15 protein-coding genes and 1 other RNA gene are annotated in these 18,333 nt (G+C 43.2%); 8 read left to right on the top strand and 8 right to left on the bottom strand.

Annotated features, from left to right (window positions below):
* Positions 1-9 precede the first annotated feature (9 nt).
* From AAEU28_RS17525 to AAEU28_RS17515, 3 genes are all read left to right on the top strand, one after another.
* Complete coding sequence (locus AAEU28_RS17525; RefSeq protein ID WP_421965267.1) at positions 10-720, top strand: spondin domain-containing protein; 711 nt, start codon at positions 10-12, stop codon at positions 718-720.
* Between the two features lie 91 nt (positions 721-811).
* Complete coding sequence (locus AAEU28_RS17520; RefSeq protein WP_421965266.1) at positions 812-1,546, top strand: response regulator transcription factor; 735 nt, start codon at positions 812-814, stop codon at positions 1,544-1,546.
* Positions 1,543-3,021 carry a sensor histidine kinase gene (locus tag AAEU28_RS17515; RefSeq protein ID WP_421965265.1) on the top strand — a complete coding sequence of 493 codons (1,479 nt, stop codon included), beginning with the start codon at positions 1,543-1,545 and terminating at the stop codon, positions 3,019-3,021. The genes AAEU28_RS17520 and AAEU28_RS17515 overlap by 4 nt, the downstream gene beginning before the upstream one ends.
* Positions 3,022-3,038: 17 nt before the next feature.
* Here AAEU28_RS17515 and AAEU28_RS17510 read toward each other — a convergent pair whose 3' ends face one another.
* Together AAEU28_RS17510 and AAEU28_RS17505 are read right to left on the bottom strand one after the other, a co-directional pair.
* A complete protein-coding gene (locus AAEU28_RS17510) occupies positions 3,039-4,049 on the bottom strand; it encodes an AraC family transcriptional regulator ligand-binding domain-containing protein (protein WP_421965264.1) in 1,011 nt (336 codons plus the stop codon).
* Positions 4,046-4,957 (bottom strand): GGDEF domain-containing protein, encoded by a 912-nt coding sequence (locus AAEU28_RS17505; protein ID WP_421965263.1) that lies wholly within the window; start codon positions 4,955-4,957, stop codon positions 4,046-4,048. Before AAEU28_RS17505 ends, AAEU28_RS17510 begins: the two co-directional genes overlap by 4 nt.
* A 323-nt stretch (positions 4,958-5,280) precedes the next feature.
* On the opposite strand from AAEU28_RS17505, the gene AAEU28_RS17500 reads away from it, so the two are divergent.
* Positions 5,281-8,067 carry a TonB-dependent receptor gene (locus tag AAEU28_RS17500; protein WP_421965262.1) on the top strand — a complete coding sequence of 929 codons (2,787 nt, stop codon included), beginning with the start codon at positions 5,281-5,283 and terminating at the stop codon, positions 8,065-8,067.
* A 46-nt stretch (positions 8,068-8,113) separates the two neighbouring features.
* Complete coding sequence (locus AAEU28_RS17495) at positions 8,114-9,406, top strand: metallophosphoesterase (RefSeq protein ID WP_421965261.1); 1,293 nt, start codon at positions 8,114-8,116, stop codon at positions 9,404-9,406.
* Between the two features lie 47 nt (positions 9,407-9,453).
* On the opposite strand, the gene AAEU28_RS17490 is transcribed toward AAEU28_RS17495, so the two are convergent.
* From AAEU28_RS17490 to AAEU28_RS17475, 4 genes are read right to left on the bottom strand one after another with little or no spacing between them, the layout of a single operon-like run.
* Complete coding sequence (locus AAEU28_RS17490; RefSeq protein WP_421965260.1) at positions 9,454-10,272, bottom strand: substrate-binding periplasmic protein; 819 nt, start codon at positions 10,270-10,272, stop codon at positions 9,454-9,456.
* 40 nt (positions 10,273-10,312) lie between these two features.
* Positions 10,313-10,738 carry a group 1 truncated hemoglobin gene (locus AAEU28_RS17485; RefSeq protein WP_421965259.1) on the bottom strand — a complete coding sequence of 142 codons (426 nt, stop codon included), beginning with the start codon at positions 10,736-10,738 and terminating at the stop codon, positions 10,313-10,315.
* A 2-nt stretch (positions 10,739-10,740) separates the two neighbouring features.
* A complete protein-coding gene (locus AAEU28_RS17480) occupies positions 10,741-11,574 on the bottom strand; it encodes a DUF3034 family protein (RefSeq protein WP_421965258.1) in 834 nt (277 codons plus the stop codon).
* Complete coding sequence (locus AAEU28_RS17475; RefSeq protein ID WP_421965257.1) at positions 11,571-12,233, bottom strand: methylamine utilization protein; 663 nt, start codon at positions 12,231-12,233, stop codon at positions 11,571-11,573. Before AAEU28_RS17475 ends, AAEU28_RS17480 begins: the two co-directional genes overlap by 4 nt.
* A gap of 195 nt (positions 12,234-12,428) precedes the next feature.
* Between AAEU28_RS17475 and AAEU28_RS17470 the strand changes: the two genes are divergently transcribed.
* On the top strand, positions 12,429-13,481 hold the full coding sequence (locus AAEU28_RS17470) for a YjgN family protein (RefSeq protein WP_421965256.1): 1,053 nt from the start codon (positions 12,429-12,431) through the stop codon (positions 13,479-13,481).
* Between the two features lie 4 nt (positions 13,482-13,485).
* Positions 13,486-14,508 (top strand): M48 family metallopeptidase, encoded by a 1,023-nt coding sequence (locus tag AAEU28_RS17465; protein WP_421965255.1) that lies wholly within the window; start codon positions 13,486-13,488, stop codon positions 14,506-14,508.
* Between the two features lie 590 nt (positions 14,509-15,098).
* Here the strand turns inward: AAEU28_RS17465 and rnpB are convergent.
* Both rnpB and rsmI read right to left on the bottom strand, forming a co-directional pair.
* Positions 15,099-15,459: RNase P RNA component class A (gene rnpB, locus AAEU28_RS17460), an RNA gene on the bottom strand.
* 49 nt (positions 15,460-15,508) lie between these two features.
* Positions 15,509-16,369: a 16S rRNA (cytidine(1402)-2'-O)-methyltransferase gene (gene rsmI, locus AAEU28_RS17455; protein WP_421965254.1), complete on the bottom strand. Its 861-nt coding sequence runs from the start codon at positions 16,367-16,369 to the stop codon at positions 15,509-15,511.
* A 64-nt stretch (positions 16,370-16,433) separates the two neighbouring features.
* Between rsmI and AAEU28_RS17450 the strand changes: the two genes are divergently transcribed.
* Entirely contained in the window at positions 16,434-18,320 is a 1,887-nt protein-coding gene (locus AAEU28_RS17450) for a penicillin-binding protein activator (RefSeq protein WP_421965253.1), read from the top strand.
* The last annotated feature ends 13 nt before the right edge of the window (positions 18,321-18,333 follow it).

Raw genomic sequence — 18,333 nt, 5'->3', positions numbered from 1 at the left:
GGGCCTAACATGAAAGCACTCAAATTATGTGCGCCTGTATTTGCAGGCCTATTACTCGCAGGTTGTAGCAGTGACACCAATGATGTGATGATAGAAACACCTATGCCTACGCCGCCAGCAGCAGAAGAAATTATGCTAAAAGTGACAGCGGTGAACCTCACTAACGGACAGCCACTTTCGCCAATTGGTATTGCACTACATAAAGAAGGACAATTTTGGCAAATCGGTGAGGCGGCCAGCGCCGAATTAGAAACCTTAGCTGAAGGCGGGGATAATTCAGGGCTACTCGGATTAGATGTGGTTATGATGTCAAGCTCAGCAGATACTCCACTTGCACCTGGCGCGAGCCAAGAGTTAATGCTCACTACCGAAAGTCTTGAAGACTATAAATTGTCTTTAATCACCATGATGGTGAATACAAATGATGGTTTTACCGGTCTTAATGCTATGGACGTATCAAACCTAGCGGAAGGCGACAGTATTTCTATGCGTACCCATGCGTATGATGCAGGGACCGAAGAAAATACTGAAGCACAAGGGACTATTCCTGGTCCTGCAGATGGCGGAGAAGGCTTCAATAGTGCCCGAGAAGACATGGATAAGGTCGCAATGCATCCTGGCGTTGTCGGTAATGAAGACGGGCTCTCTAGCTCAGTGTTAGATAGCACGCATAAATTCGATAACCCACTAATGATGGTCACAATAACAAGAATGAAATAAGCCCGACATGCCCATTACACGGCGTGTAATGGGCATTGCAAAGTAAATAACAGCATATTAAAGGCATGATTTACTTTAAGAGGGTTGAAATATGCAGCATAAAGTATTGATCGTTGAAGACGATCTCGATATTGCAGGGTTAGTTCAAGTGCATTTAAAAGAATTGGCACTTGATGTTGAACACGTAAGCGATGGGGAAAGCGCCATGGCAAAATTAATGCAAGACCATTTCGACATCGTGCTACTCGATATTATGTTGCCTGGCATGGACGGTCTTAGTGTTTGCCGAGAGATCAAATCTCTATTTCCTCATATCAGCGTGGTATTACTGACCTCTAAAAGCAGTGAGATGGACAGAGTAATTGGCCTAGAAATTGGTGCCGATGACTATATTTGCAAACCTTTTAGCTATCGAGAATTCCAAGCAAGGATCAAAGCCCAGATCCGCCATATTAAATTGCTCAAAATGCAGCAACAGCCAACCGATACAATCGCAACAGCGCCAACTGCCTTGATGTTAGGCGCGCTGCAAATCGATACAGGGGGTCACGAAGTCTTTATCAATGATCAACTTATTGACCTCACCGCAACCGAATTTGATCTGATCCACTTCTTTGCCAAACACCCTAATCAAGTATTTTCACGTGCCCAATTACTCGAATCAGTTTGGGGTTATGACCACTCAGGTTACGAACATACCGTTAACTCACACATAAACCGTCTACGCAGTAAGTTAGGTAACTTATGCCAACAAGACATCATAGAAACAGTATGGGGGGTGGGTTACAAACTTAACGCCAAATCATTGCAACAGGCATCATTATGATCCAATCTCTTTATCAGCGCCTCAGTCTGACCATTTCAATGGTGCTTTTCATCATACTCATTTCGTTTGTAACTTGGACACAGTGTGTGTCTGAAGTGTCTCGCTCTCAAGCTGAGCAAAAACTACATTTAGGCCTTGCGGAACACCTCGCCAATGACAACCCCTTGCTAAAACAAGGCGTTTACGACTATAAGGCCCTTGAAAGCCTATTTCATACCTTAATGGTACTGGGCCCGTCTTTTGAGTTTTACTTTGTCGATCCTAGCGGCAAATTAGTCACCTACTCCGCAAAACCTGGCGATGTTAAAAAGCAAAGTGTCGATTTACGCCCTTTGTTACAGCTAATAGAAGAGCCACACAACTTGCCGATTTTTGGCGATGATCCGCGCAGTTTTGATCAACAAAAAATCTTCTCTGTTGCACCGGTTTATAACAACGACACGCTTCAGGGGTATTTATATGTGATTATCGGCTCTTCAGCCTATGACTCTATTTTTACCCAGATCAGTAGTTCAGATCATTTATTTCAACATTCTGCTGGCTTGTTGAGCTTAGTGATCATTTTACTATTCGTAGCGGTGTTATTGTTTCGCTATATCACTTCGCCTCTCAAGCAACTTGGCGACTTTATTCACAAAGCAGAAGAAGCGAAATTTGATTTAACTGAGTTGACTATGCCACAGTGGTCAAACTCTGATAACGAAGTCCACCAGCTTGGCAACAGTGTTAATCAAATGCTGGTGACCATTAATCAGCAGATGGCACAACTCACAGAACTTGACTCACAACGCCGTCAATTATTGGCCCATCTATCTCATGATTTGCGCACTCCGCTTGCTTCATTGCAAGGGTACTTAGAGTTAATTGAAAAACAGCATGCTAAGCCTGAGCAACAGATGCATTACCTTCAAGTTGCGCTTAAGAATTGCACCCAATTGAAAAGCTTGATCGATCAAATATTCGAGCTTGCACACCTTGAATCAGGTCATGCCAATGTACAATTTGAAGTGTTTAATTTAGGTGAATTGATTTATGACATTTTGGCAAAGTTCGCACTAAAAACTGAGCAAGCCAACATTACTTTAACTGTGCAGCCCAAAACCTTTGATGCCCAAGTTTACTCTGACATCGCTAAATTAGAACGGGTACTAACCAACTTGATTGATAACGCCATTCGACATACGCCGTCGGGAGGAAACATCACCATTGAAGTCAGCGAGTACAATAAACAATATGCGTTAGCTGTGCGAGATACCGGACTGGGTATCAATGCCAAAGAGCTGCCTTATATCTTTGAAGCCCGTTACAAGGCAAGCAACAGTCAGGGCTGTAAAAAGACCCATGCGGGTCTAGGGTTGGCGATAACCTCTCGCCTTATTCGTTTGTTAAAATCAGAGATCAAGGTTGATAGCGAATTAGGTAAAGGCACCGAGTTTTCTTTTGCTGTGCGTAAAGCCACAGATGCACTTAATTAACCTGAACCTTGATTAATTTAATTAAACAACTTCCTTAGCTCGCTGGGCGTCATGCCCGTCCAGCGTTTAAAGTTGCGGCGAAAGTTTGTCACATCTGCATATTCAAGTTGTTGTGCAACTTGCTCGTTTGAACAACCTCGCTCACTAATATGGATCACCGCTTGCTGCTTTTGTAGCTGATCTTTCAAAGCTTGCAAACTGGTATTGTGGGCTTTTAGCTTCCTTTTTAAAGTCGCCACACTCACACCTAAACATTCACTGAGCTCAGTTGCAGACTGTTTAGGACTCAGAGCGAGTAATGAACAGACATACTGTAAAAAACCGACATTATTTTCTGCATGTTTTGATTGCTGAAGATAGAAACCACGCATAGAAGTTAACGCTAAAGTTTGTGGCCGATACATGTAAGTAGTGGGCACACTCACCATAAAACAAGGTTGTGAAAAATGATATTGCAGCTGCAGATGTGATTGGTATTGTTCCACATGTTCAGGTTGCGCATAGGGCAGTTTGACTGTCAAATGCGACACCATGTCAAAGCGCCATCGGCATAATTGGTCAATCACCGCTATCAGAAATTCGGCCATAAACTCCATGCAAGGTGCTGACACCTGAGCTATCGCGGGATTCACGACAAAATGGCGCGCATTCGCGCTGCGATAACTTTGAAAGAACATCAGTGGCCAAATTTGCGCTTGCCTAACTTGTAAGACTCGGCTCATATCTAACAAATTCCGGCTATTAAGTAGTGCCTGAAAGGCCGCTTCAGGCTGGCTAAATAGCCAATGTCTCGCCACTAAAAAGCTCACGCCATCTTGACTTAGGAGCGTTTGAGCATTGTCAAAAATTTGCGCCACCTGTGTGAAACTCACTCGCTTGTTTGGCTGATGTAAGTCTTCATTAAACAGACGACTGCCTTTGAGTAACTTATGACTACTCACCCCTCTTTGTTCAGCCATCTCAATCAAAGGCAGTAATAATGGCTGCATTGCCAAAATAGGGCTGTCACTTTCAAATACCTGCCTCATGCCGCCACCGCTTTGAGTTCATTTAAGCTTTGGCTTAAACGTTGTAACAGGGTGCTGTGATCGTCATCTTTACGGGCTGCCATACATTGCCATTGCACACCTTCAAACCCCAGTGCGCTATTATGATTATCATACGGCGTATGACTGGCCACCATTTGCGCCACCTGTTCAATCACGGCATGTGCTTCCACTAAATCAGTATCAGGTAACAACACAATAAACCTATCAGAGGCATAACGGCAGGCCAAATCGGACTCCCGCAAGTTAAGCGTGATGATCTGACCAATATCTGAGAGCAAACTATTGCTTCGCACGCCCCCATATTTACGATTAAATTCACTGAACCCTTTAATATCAAGTAAAGCCATACAAAATCCAGTTCCACTCTCACGGTAAGCGTGTAACTCGCGCGCGACCTGTTTTTTCATATAATCAGCGCGGTACAAACCAGTGATAAAATCTGTTAAGCCATGCTCACGATAAAAGCGTTCTTTCTTTTGCAGTAGATGATTTAAGACCTGCTGTTCGTGATACCAAAAATACATTGCTAAGCTCATCAGCCCCATTCCTAAAGTCGCAGGAAGCGCTTCTAAACTCGTTAACCAGTCATATTCAAGATCAAAGCGATAAAATTCATCTAAGAAGTCGAGCAACAAAGAAATATGTAAAGCACTCAAGCCAAGAAACAATAAGTTCGTTACCTTGCCTTTGGGTCGGGTGAGCAAGGTGGCCAGTAACCAAATCAAGGTCATCACCGCGATACCGCCCTCACCAAAGCAGTCAATCCAATCTATCTCGCTGGCAGGCTTGGCACTACCAAAAAGGCTCACCATGCATATTGCTGCGGCAATAAACACTCCTAGCAATAGTAATAGTCGCGTGTGAAGTTTTAAAAATGAATCGGTCATAACAGCAAATAAGCGCTTAAAAGTATCACCATGCTACAAAGCTGGCAGGTTTTATCGTAGGGTCACTTTAGCTCATCAAAGGTGCTGCGATTATGACAACTCGGCACTTTTCCCCATGTTTTATGGCACTTAAAACAATCACACCAAGATTGTAGGGGGTCATATTGGCTCAATAAGGCAAAAAATACCGACGAAAAACCTCGTTTTTAGCGAATTTTGCCTACTTTGCTTTTGTACTGACATATTTCTTTAATCTGAGTTCTCTACTTTTGCCGTCGTTATCAATAAACCCAAATACTCCTGTGCAAACTGAGAAGAGAAAGATGAAAACACATAAACCGTCTAGATTTACTCGTTCTAAAATCGCATTAGCTACCACTTGTGCATTATTAAGTTCACACGCTTTTGCCAATACCCTTGAAGGTCGTATTACCGATGCCAATAATTCGGTGTACTTTGAAGGGGCCAAGATCAGCATAAAAGAATTAAGCCGCACCATCAGCTCTGAACGCGATGGTCGATTTCGCTTAACAAACCTGCCAGCTGGTCAATATACCTTGGTCGTGGATTATCTGGGCGCGAAAAGTGTCGAACGTCAAATCACCATTAAAGAGAATGAAGTACTCACTCAACGTATTGCACTTGAGAACCAAGAAGCCTACATCGAAGATGTCATTGTGGTAGGTCAACGCGCAGGACAAGCTGGCGCGCTTAATCGCCAGAAAAATGCCATGGGCGTAAAGTCTATTGTCAGCAGCGACTCTATAGGCCAGCTTCCCGACCAAAATGCGGCTGAAGCGTTACAGCGTTTACCCGGTATGTTTATTCAACGCGACCAAGGCGAAGGCCGATTTGTTGGCATTCGTGGTATCGACCCCAGCTTGAATAATGTCACCATCAATGGCGCAAATGTGCCCTCACCTGAATCTGGCGTTCGTAGTGTCGCGATGGATGTGATCCCAAGCGAGCTGGTACAAAGCCTTGAAGTCAGCAAAACCGTTACCCCAGATATGGATGCCAGTGCCATAGGTGGCAGCATCGAAGTAAAAAGCTTAAGTGCCTTTGACCGTGAAGGTCAAAGCTACAGCGTGAGTGCACAAGCCACTTACAACGAACAAGTAGAAGCCACCAGCCCTAAGCTCTCTGCCAGCTTTACCGACGTTTATACCCTTAACAAACAGTTTGATCTGGGTATAGCCACAGCCCTATCTTGGTCTGAACGAGAATTTGGCTCGCACAACATGGAGACCGATGGTGGCTGGCAAATGCTCGAGCTTGAAACCGACAATGGTGAAGAAGTAGAACTATTTGGTGCTGAAGAAATTGAACAACGTCACTATAAAATTAAACGAGAACGACTAGGTGCAGCCCTAAACCTTGATTTGCACAGCAATGATTTCAGCAAATACTACCTGCGTACACTGTATAGCGAGTTCTCAGATGATGAGTTCCGTCTGCGCAATGAGTATAAGTTTGATAAAGGTGCATTAGTCTCAGGTCAATTTAACGACGCAAGCGCACAGTTTAGTGGCGCAGAAATGGATCGTGACACCAAAGACAGATATGAGTCGCAAACCATTTTGTCATTAGTAACAGGTGCCGAACACCAACTAAGCGATTGGTTTGTGGAGTATAGCGTGGGGTATGCTAAGTCTTCTGAAGAAGAGCCCAATCGCATTGATGCCGATTTTGCGGGAGAAGACTTGACACTCGGCTACAGCCACTTAGGCCAAGCCCCTGCCCTGACACAATCAGCCAATGCCCACCAGCTCGAAAACTTCGAATTAGATGAGTTGGTTTGGGAAAACAACAATACTGAAGATGAAAGCCTGAGTTTAAAGCTCGATTTAAGCAAGGACTTTACCTTATCTGGCTACAACACCCAACTCAAATTTGGGGCAAAATATGCGCAACGTGAGAAATTCAATGATGTGCGCACGACAGTGTTCGATGGTGGTTTTAACGATGCCACAGCTGCGCAATTTGCAGCATCATCACCTGATTGGTCACTCAGTGCTTTTGGCCCAGGTTTATCGCGCTCTGAGATTGCGCGCTTTGTCGCGACCAACCGCACTGAGTTTGACGTTAATCAATTAGATTCTGATATCGAAACAAAAGGCAAAAGCTTCATTAGCAACGAAGATATCTTTGCCGCTTACGCCATGTTCACTATCGATATGGGCGCTTGGCAAGTGATCACAGGTCTGCGCTATGAAGCGACTGATTACAGCACATCAGGTAACAAAGTTGAGCTAATTAAAGACGAAGTCAACGATGATGAGCGTGTTGAGATTAACCCTTGGGCGGTTGATAAAGACTACAGTCATTTATTACCGAACTTAACTGTTCGCTACGATATTAATGACAAACTCGTGACGCGATTTGCGTACACTAGCACCCTAGCAAGACCGGGCTTCTCAGATTCTGCGGCATTTCAAATCATTGAATCAGAAACCACCGAAGAAGACGGCCAGATTGAAACCGAGCGTAAGGCTGAAGTCGGTAATCCGCATTTAGACCCGTATGAATCGACAAACCTCGATTGGTCAATTGAATACTACCCTGGCCATATTGGCGTAATGTCAGCCGGCGTGTTCTACAAAGACATAGATAACTTTATCGCCACTAAAGAAGTGCAAGATAACGGAGAGTGGGATGGCTTTAAAGAAGTGATGCAAGCAGTCAATGGAGGTGAGGCTAGCCTCTCAGGCGTTGAACTTGCTTATACAAAGAACTTCAAAAATGGCCTGATGCTGTCGGCAAATGGTACTTTTATTGATGCCGATGACCAACTACCAAACCAGTCTGACACCGTTGCGAATTTAATGTTCGGCTATGAAAGCGACCATTTTAGTACGCGTTTAAGTGCAAGCTATAAAAGCAAAAGCTTCTCTCATGAAGATAACGATGCCCGCGTGATGCAAGACGCACACACTCAGTTAGATTTCAGCGCCAAGTACTATTTTAATGACCAAACGCAGATCTATTTCAATGCGGTCAACCTCACCGATGAGCCTTACTACCTTTACCACGGTCAGAGTCAATATAACTATCAATACGAAACCTATGGTCGCTCGTTTGAGCTGGGCTTCACGTTGACCTCTTTTTAAATTTTTAACTTTATGGAGCCGCAAGTAAAAAGCTTGCGGCAGCAGTATGAAAAAGTCTCAGTTAACCTCACTCATCACAGCCACTTTGTTTACGGTCGGTTGTAGCTCAGTCGCGCTACACGCTCAAGACACGCAGCAAAATATCGCCTTTTTAGCTTTTGGAGATGGCGGCTACCATGTCGATTACCCGAAACAAAAGCACATTGATAAACCGAAAACAAAAGAGGAGTTTATCGCCGCAGAAAAAGCCGATTGGCTTGCTGAGCACCGCCCTATTGACGAATTTGGCCATGCACCTATTTATGTTTATCCCGGTACAAATATAGCCACAGAGCAAGGTGGTGCGTTACCTGTGGGCAAAGCCATGGCTGAATTTTGTCAGACCGCAGAGTGTCAGTTTGGCATTCAGTTGGGCGACAACATTTACCCCGATGGCGCAGATGCAAAGGATGGTAAAGACGATCAACAACGTATGAACGATCTGATCAAAGCACCATTACAGCCCTTATTTGATCAAAAACCGGATCTTGTTGTTTACTCTGCGCTCGGTAATCACGATTGGAAAACCTCTCGTAAAGGCGTTGCACTGCAAACTGAATGGATGAAAACACAGCCTAACTTTTACATGGCTGAGCGCGGCTATTACAGCTATAAAAAAGGCTCACTAGGTAATGATGTGGAGTTTTTTGTGCTCGACACCAATATGTTACTGTCGGGTCAGCACTTCTATGAAGTACCACTGTTACCTGATGGTTCAGAGCAAGGACTCGCCTCAGCTTTGGCATCTGGTGCTGCCAGCGTGGAAGACATTGAAAAACATGAAGAGCCTGTAAATGGAGAAGATCACAAGCAACTTGCTTGGCTTGCCAAAGGCTTAAAAAACTCAACAGCTAAATGGAAAATTGTCTACGGCCACCATATTTTATGGTCCATCGGCGGCACCAAGTATGATGAAGGCCATGTCTTGCGACGTTTAATTTTGCCGGAACTGTGTCAGTACGCGGATGCTTACATTGCGGGTCATGAGCACGACTTAGAGCTACTGACCGATGACTGCTCACGCGTACTGCCGGGTAATAACAAACCTAAGCTACCACTTATCATCAGTGGCGCAGCTTCAAAAATGCGTGGCACGCATACCCCCTTTGCCGAGCAGCAAGAAAAGCGTTATCCAGAATATGACCTAGTATGGTCGAAGAGTTTTACCTGGGGCTTTGCTCACATAGAGCTAGATAATCAAACGGATGAACTGAAAGTACAATTTTATTCAACACCAACCGATGGCAGTGGCAAACCAGTGAAAGAGCAAAGTTTTAGCTTCAAGCATCGTAGTGACTAAGTGCAAACATTGACCTCTGCTAATCTCCACAGAGGTCAAATATCACGCTATTTAGAAGCATCATGGTAAATCAGCAACTTGGGCTCATTCTGAACAGCTTGTTTGATGCTTATGTCTAATTGCCGCAAGAGAGTTTGGGGCACTTGTTTATTGCATGCAAAGCCTAGTTTTGAATTTAATAGTGGCATGAGTAAACGATAGTTTTTCGGGTTGATATTAGCGCGCTTAAACTGAAACCGAGCGATAGCATCGCCATAAGCAATCAAATCAACCCGCTTATGATCTATCATTTGTACCAACTCTAAGCCCGTTTTTAAATACACAAACTGAGATTCTGAAATACCGTAGGCAAGTAATGCTTGATGACCAATATCGTTTTTAACAACCCCATAGGTTAAAGACTTATCTTGCTTTAATTGTGAAATACTAATGTCTGTATCTTTATGACCAATCACTGCCACTGTGTTTGGGATCACCAAACCTATGAAGTTGAATAACTTTGCCCTAGGCTCAGTATAGGTCATAGAAAACACACAAGTATTCGCTTGTTGTTGCACACTTTTATACGCTCTAGGCCAAGGCGCAAGCACAATTTGCGATTCATCTAAATACCAATCTAGGTCTTGATACGCTGAGCGAAGCACGTTCAAAGCCAAGCCATGCAACTGACCTTGGCTTTGATAATTGAAAGGCGGGTAATCTTCGGTATACCACTGAATATTAGGTGCAGAGAGTTGTAAGCTTGTAGACAAAATAAGTGTATTGAGCAGTAAGCCTAACATGCACCTTTCTCTAAAAATTAAACCATGAGAAAAGTATAGGACATGCATCTCAATAAAGGGCACAGTTCCTGAATTTTCACTCATTCACTTGCCTCTTAGCAGCGCTGAAAAAGATACAAAGTGCCTAGCGCTTAATGATCTCGCCTCTGAGTGGTGCTAGCTTGGCTAGAACCCTGTTTTGCTCTCGATAATTGACTCCTGCATCTTCCATCGCCAATACCAATAGCTCCACCACACGGTTAAAATCAGCTTCATTGATGTTCATACCTGTGTGAATATCAACCATGGAGTCTCCGGTATATTCACAAGGCCCACCACTGATGTCACACATGTGAGTAATAAAGCCTGCACGGAAGTGACTGACACTCGATTTAGCAAAATACGGTAAAATCGATTTATCTTTCGCAATACGCTTAATAAACGCATCAACAATGCGCTCTATTCCCTGCTCGGCACCTAGTTGCTGATATAAGCTAGTTTTAGGCTGTGAAACACATCCACTCAGACCAATCAGCAACACCGCGCTAATAATTAAAAACACTTTGCTCATTGTTAAAAGTATCCTGTCACTGATAAATACCAACCCGTTTGTTTTGGTAATGCTGCAATTGCACCTAAATCAATATATGCCGCCGTCACACTGACATGCTTGTTAGGAAACCAAGCCACAAACACATCGCGCCAATCGCTTTCTTGCAAGCCTAGGTTATCTGGCTTTTGACGATATTCAACACCCACCGCTAAATGCTGGTTTAACAAAACAGCTGACGATAACTCAAGTTGTACACTGTGATCATGCTTGCCCGAGCCAAAGCCGAGTAACCCCATTTCGTTTGCAGACGTACTGCGTACCGTGGCATTCCATAACAGGTTATATCCAAATGCCGCGCCTAAATGTAATTTACTGGCAGAAAGATAATAGTCATAACCCGATGTATCAGCTGCGCCCAGCGCATTGGCAACCGCTGGAGTATCAAGCTTTTTATATTGCACACCAAACGTCAGTTGCGGCCATTGACTATAAACCAAGTCGCCGTAAAGTCTGATCTTAGCGCCAGTAATACTCTGTGAAAGCTCGGTATTCAGTGGGTTCACTTTAAAATCTTGCTCTGCATAACTCAGCTCAAGTCTGTCGAAAAAATTTGCTTGCGCACCACACACATTTAAAGAAAAATCATCCACATCGGCTTTAGTGCAAAACCCCGATATTGCCCACTCATCTTCAGTGGCATAGCCCGCTAATTGTGCCCAAGGGACCAAACCGCCCCCAGCAGATCCCTCAACTTGTGACACGCCCGGCGTGCCGAGTAATTTACCACTTGCTTGTGATGTAAAGCTTATCGAGAGACAGACAAGTAACAGTATGCTCGCTACCGTTATTCTCATAACTTATCTCCTAGGGGTAAATCAGAAAATAAATTTTCGAAGCTATCTCGTTTCTCAGGCGGGTTTACTTCAATTGTTATCTCAATATTGCCATCAACAAACTTTAAGTCATCGAGTTTGATTGTACGTAGGCGATCAACACCAATTTTTGCTCTCGCATGCCAAACGGTGATCGCCTCAAGTTGATCAGCGGCATATGGCATAGTCACTAAGCCTAACACTGAGGTTTTTATTGCGGGCTTATCATCATAAACATATATGTAGCCCACCATCGAATCATGAATATTACAGCCAAGTACCACAATGCCAGACTGAGTAAAATCTAACGGCGCTTTGGGTTGGCCATGATATAGCCTCAACTCAAACGTTTTAGCTTCAGAGAACGAGTAAACGTGATGGCGAATATAATCACTATTAGGAAAGCTTACCTGAGCTCCTTTTGGAACAACGAGTACATGGGGTAAGAATGCCTTACTCACTTGATCCATAATATAAGGAGTTGGACTAACCGATGTGACCGGAGGAGCACCTTTAAACACAAAACTAACCACAGCATCTGCAAGAGGCTGATTAATTTGGTCAACAACCTTAATAGTGGTTTGGGCTGATGCAAAAACGCAAGTGAACAAAAAAAACGCTGAAATAATTAGACGAGTCATATTGTGTGCTTATAGCGCAAGAATATTAAAAGGGTAGGAGTTTATATATGAAATGTCTATAAAAGAGTATTACACCACAATAATAAAATGCCTTTTATTATAAGTAATTACCTTGTATTCACTTCGTTATATTCTTGGATTTCAGGTACAAATAGGATATTTTATACCCGACTTACAACAACATGGATAATTCTTATGGAAGAAATAAATCTACCAGCTCAACCTGAGCACAAAACACATCAAGTCCTATTCACTGGTAATGCGAAAGATTATTTTGGTATTTGGATAGTGAACATCTTACTCAGTATTGTCACTCTTGGCATTTACTCCGCGTGGGCAACAGTAAGAACAAGACAATACTTCTATGGTCACACATCAATTGATGGACACCGCTTCAATTATTTAGCTACGCCAATGCAAATACTCAAAGGTCGTATCATTGCTTTTGCTATTTTCGCGCTATACGTCACTTTAAGTACTTATAGCCCAATCATGGCAGTGGTATTTTTCTTAATCTGGGCAGCAGCTATTCCTTGGTTAATCAATCAAAGTTTACGCTTCAACTTAAGAATGACAAGTCACCGCAATGTGCGCTTCGGCTTTAAAGGTAACTACTTCGACGCATTAACACATTTTGTATTATTACCAATCGTTGGGGCATTAACACTTTATATCGCGATGCCTTGGGTAATGAAAAAAATCGACACCTATATTCACAACAATATTGAATACGGTAATAAAGCCTTAAAAGTCGAGCTTTCAGCGGGTCGCTACTATGGTGCTGTTTTAAGATGTTTAATAGTCGCGATTGGTTTTGGTGTGATAAGCGCGATTGTCGCTGGTGTTATGGGCAGCTTCGGTGATCCTGAATCTCTTGGCGTAGCCATGGTATTTATCTCACTAGGCTTTAACTTCTTAGCGATCAGCCTACTTGCAGGTATTTACCAAAGTAAGATCCGCAACCATATTTTTGCTAACGCTAAGCTAGAAGATGTGGCGACATTTGAATCAAAGCTAGATACCGTTGAATACTCAATACTACTTGCAACAAATGCGCTAGCCATTATCTTCTCGCTTGGTCTTGCCTTCCCTTGGACAAAAGTACGTAAAGCGAAAATGCTCGCAGCAGCAACCACAATCACATTATCTGAAAATGCAGAACAAGTGATGGAAGTATATCGAGAGTCGCAATCTTCTTTGGCTGAAGAAGCGGCGAATGTGTTTGACGTAGATATTTCATTAACTTAAGCATATGAAGATATTAGGTACTTTATATCCCGCAGGTAGCAGCAAAGCTGTTATCTGCTCAGCAGCGGTATTTGACTCTAAGCTGATGTTAAACCATGAAGATGGCAAACAAGAAAGCTACGACTTTGCGAGTGTGGTTTTAGGTGAACCGATTTTAGGTCAATCTCAAGAAATTACTTTCAGCAATGGTAGCCGTTTTTTGCCTGAAGACGTCAAGTTTCGCTGGCCAACTAAGCGTAAACGTTTAAAGCTGATTGAAAAGCTAGAGCAAAATCTATTTGCAGTGCTCGGTGCTATCGTACTAAGCCCTATTTTAATCTACGGTATTCTATTTAAAGCCGTGCCTGAGTTTGCTGTGCAAACCTATGACTTAGTGCCCGATACAGTAGTACAAGAAATGGGTGAGCAGTCTATGTATGCCATAGAAAAAGCCGTGCTTGAGCCGACCACATTGTCAGCGCAAGAACAGCAAATAGTAACTCAGCTTTGGGACGATAGTTTGCAAAAACTGTCTCTACCAGCAGATAAGTTTAAGTTGAGTTTCTATCAGTCAGATTTCTTTGGTGCGAATGCCTTCGCGCTCCCGCATGGTCAAATCGTAGTGACCGATGATCTTGTAAAAAGCATGCAAGATCACCCTCTAGCACTACAAGCCGTTTTACTTCATGAAATCGGTCATGTTGAAAAACAGCATAGTATTCGTATGGCTGCGCAAGCCGCTGCGGGTGCAATCGCTTTTGCCATGATATTTGGTGATTTAGAAGGATTTGCCGAAGTACTGCTTGGTACTGGTTCAACAATTTTGCAGCAGCGCTTCTCGCAAGATATGGAAAAAGAGGCGGACGAATACGCCCTGCAGCATATGAAGCAGCACGGTATCGACCCCAAAGAGTTTGCCAAAGCATTAGAGATTATCGTTGAGCAAGCAGGCATTGAGCTTGAGAATGACGAGGAAGGTGCATGGAGTAAGTATTTATCTACTCACCCGAGCATTAAATCACGTATTGAATATGCCAACACTTTCTAATAACAATTGCATTAAGTTTCTGGTCTATTATTGCGACAGAAAACCGGTAACCGGAAAAAGTCTAATAACAAGGATGATATTTTGATATATAGTTGTTCTATATTAAAAATTTCAGACGAAGTTAGTGGGCTTTTTAGCTCGCTAAAATGATTAGACAGTTAATAAAATTGGTAAAATACCTAGTTACAAGATAAATAATGAAATGCCACCCAAAACGCGGTGGCTTTTTTATAACAATCGTTAAATAGCTTTTAAAATAAGAAGATTGCTCTTAAGGATAAGCCTTAACTACTCGTAGAGAAAGATATAAAGCAATAAACAAAGACGCTATTTATACCAATCCTCTTAATTAAGTGGTCTATTTTGAGGCAAGGAAAGCTTGTCGATAACAAGGCGAAAATTTTGCTATTTAGTTGTTCTAAATGAGAAATTTTTAACGCGGTTAGCGGCAGCTTTAATCCCTCAAAATGATTAAGTATTATTGAGGATTGGTATTATTCACTGAACAGCAGAAGAAATGAGCGCAAAACTTTTCTGAGACAAATAAAAAACCCAACCGTAAATATTTAAATCTTAAACATTTACGGTTGGGTGTGAGTCAGCCTGTAAGCCGGGTTCTGTCCCTCTTGCGAGGTGATAATCATTCGTCTAGGCCTAGCATTGCTACTAGGCTCAAGCAACCTACCCGGTTCCGATGTGGGCCACACCATAAGGAACCCTATTTGGTCTTGCTCCGGGTGGAGTTTACCTTGCAACCAACTGTTACCAGTGGCCCGGTGCGCTCTTACCGCACCCTTTCACCCTTACCAACCTAAGTTGGCGGTCTCCTCTCTGCTGCACTTGTCGTAGGCTCACGCCCCCCAGCCGTTAGCTGGCACCCTGCCCTGTGGAGCCCGGACTTTCCTCCCCCTGATCATTTTCGTCACAGGCAGCGATTATCCGGCTGACTCAGGCGGGCGATTATACGCAAGAATGTCGCAAAGCACACGCTTTTTAAGGATTAATCTTCTTTACTAGCAATCGCTGCTTTATATAGCGCATTTTTCTTAAGGCCAAAGTACTCAGCAACAACCCCACAGGCTTTTTTCAGTGGCATTTCAGGCTCAAGTAAACTCAGCATTTTACGTGCATCAGCTGGTATTTCGTCTTGTTGTTTGGCTTTCCCAGGCAGCATTAACACTAGCTCGCCACGCTGCTTCTCTGGCTCATTAGTCAAATACTCAATAAGTTCGCTTACAGAGCCACTAAAGAAAGTTTCGTATGTTTTTGTCAGCTCTTTCGCAAACACCACATGTTGCTCTGCACCTAACGCGGTTTGCATATCTTCAAGACTGGCCATGATGCGGTGGGTGCTTTCATACATGATGCTGGTAATGCCGCTTTCAAATGCATCAACAAAGAACTGTTGACGGGCTTGGCTTTTCGCCGGTGTAAAACCAATAAACTGGAATCTATCTGTCGGTAATCCCGAACAACACAATGCCGTGATCGCTGCACACGCACCAGGCACAGGCGTGACATCAGCTCCCTCATTACGGCACAAATTCACAACCGCATAACCCGGGTCGCTAATAAGCGGTGTGCCCGCATCTGAAACTAATGCAATATCAAGCCCTTCGTTCAACCAATCTAAAATCTGTTGTGCTTTTTGTTTTTCATTGTGGTCATGCAGCGCAAAGGTTTTTGCTTTGATATTGAAATGACTCAATAACTTACCCGTATGACGGGTATCTTCAGCGGCAATTAAGTCAACCTCTGCTAAAGTTGTTAAAGCACGCTCACTGATATCGGCCAAGTTGCCGATCGGCGTTGCGACCACGTAAAGGGTACCAATTTTGTCTGTATTCTGTGCTTTTGTCATTGAGCTCTCCAGTTTCAGTCAGTAAGATATCCCTTTGAGGAATGTTTATCGTTAGGAAGTTGCGGTGCGACTGAAAGTAATTTGTCTTGTAATAGGTGTATTGTCGGGTTTATCGGCGTGTAGTACAACCGAAAAATCACCTGCTCAACCCCGTGCGGTGCAGAACCAGCCGCAAACTCAAGCACCTGAAGTCCTCAATGCAGAAGGGCTACTTAACAAAGCACGAGCCAAGCAAGGCGCATCTCGTATCCAGCTGCTTTATAGTGCCCGTGAAAATGCCATAAAAGAACAAAACTGGCCTATTTTAGAACAAGCCTGCCTCGCATTAGAACGAAACGAAACTGTCGATTATGTGCAAAATAAACTTTATATCGCACTAGCAAGAACAGAGCTCAATAATTACAGCACAGCACTCAACATTCTTAAAACTTTAAAAGAACGCTTGTCTTTACCTGAGCATAAAGCGTGGCACCAGTATTTAATGGGTCGTATTTATGCCTCTCAAGGTATGCCGAAAAAAGCGCTTACCTATTATTTTAAAGCGGCCGATTTAAGCTTTACTAACAAAGTAGAAGTGGCAAATTTAAATGATGAAATCTGGCAAGCATTACAGCAGCTGTCATCCTATGCGTTGGAGCGCTTCGACCGGGGTACTGTAGTCCAGAGAGGTTGGGTAAAATTAGCCAAATACCAACAAATTTATATTGGTTCTGGCATACAACTGCATCAAGCGCTTAATAATTGGCAGCGTCGCTTTGTTAATCACCCTGCGACTTACATTTTACCTAAGAAAGTTCAAAATGCGGTAAATCTTGCCCCCTATCAGGCAAAACGTATCGCCGTACTACTACCCCAAAGTGGTAGTAGCAAACGCCTAGGCAGCGCCCTAAAGAATGGGTTCTTAGCAGCAATGGATCATAGTGAGATTACAGAAATCACTTTTATTGACGAGCAACTCAGTGCCGAAGACATAGACAGGCAACTCGCCTCTCAGCAATTTGACTTCATCATTGGTCCGTTACTTAAAGATAATATAGAGAAAGTCAGTACTAGTAGTGCTATTCAAAGCACACCAACGCTTCATTTAAATACTTCAGAAACGCCGAACTTAAATGCTGAGCAATACTTTTTTGCCCTGAATCCTGAACATGAAGTCGAACAAGCTATGGTGCATTTCTTATCGCAGAAATTTCAAAAGCCTATGTTATTGGCACCAGATACGCTATCGGGTTTAAGACTCGTTAATCATTTCAAAAATGAATGGCAAAACTATAGCCTAATCGAACCAGAAGTAGGCCTATATACAGATAGCAAAGATATGGCGAAAGTCGTAGCTAACTTGCTTGAGGTAGACGCTTCTAAAGAGCGGATCAAAACTGTAAAAAGCCTATTCAGGAAAGAGGTAGAGAGTGAAACGCGTTCTCGCATGGATATTGATGTCATCTACATTCTAGGCGATGCCATCGAAACACGTTTATTGAAGCCTTATCTTGACGTCAATGTCAGTACTTTTGCCAAACGCATTCCTCTATACGCAAGCTCTAGAAGCTATTCTAAGCGTATGGATCACACTGACAAAGGCGACCTTGAAGGCTTATTCTTTACTGAGCAGCCTTGGATGCTAAACAAATCAGTTGATAAGTTTAATCTCAGAGCACAATACGATGCGCTCTGGCCTGAACAAGCAGATATAGAGCAGCGCTTATTTGCCATGGCCTTTGACGCCATTCACCTTATCCCTGAACTCAAGCAATTAGCTAAGATCCCTGGTAAAGCTTACTCAGGGCTAACTGGTAAGCTTAGTATTAAAGATAATAATACCGTTGAAAGACGATTAGACTGGGCACAGTATAAACAAAAACAAATTCAGCTAGTGCAACTTGAAGAACAAAAACCAACACCGCTGTTTATGCAAAATCATAATCGCTTCCAAGAAAACTTAAGGGATTAATTCTGTATCAAAT

The sequence above is a fragment of the Pseudoalteromonas sp. SS15 genome (assembly GCF_049257195.1).
GTDB lineage: Bacteria > Pseudomonadota > Gammaproteobacteria > Enterobacterales > Alteromonadaceae > Pseudoalteromonas.
This window is presented reverse-complemented; position numbering and strand designations above follow the sequence as displayed.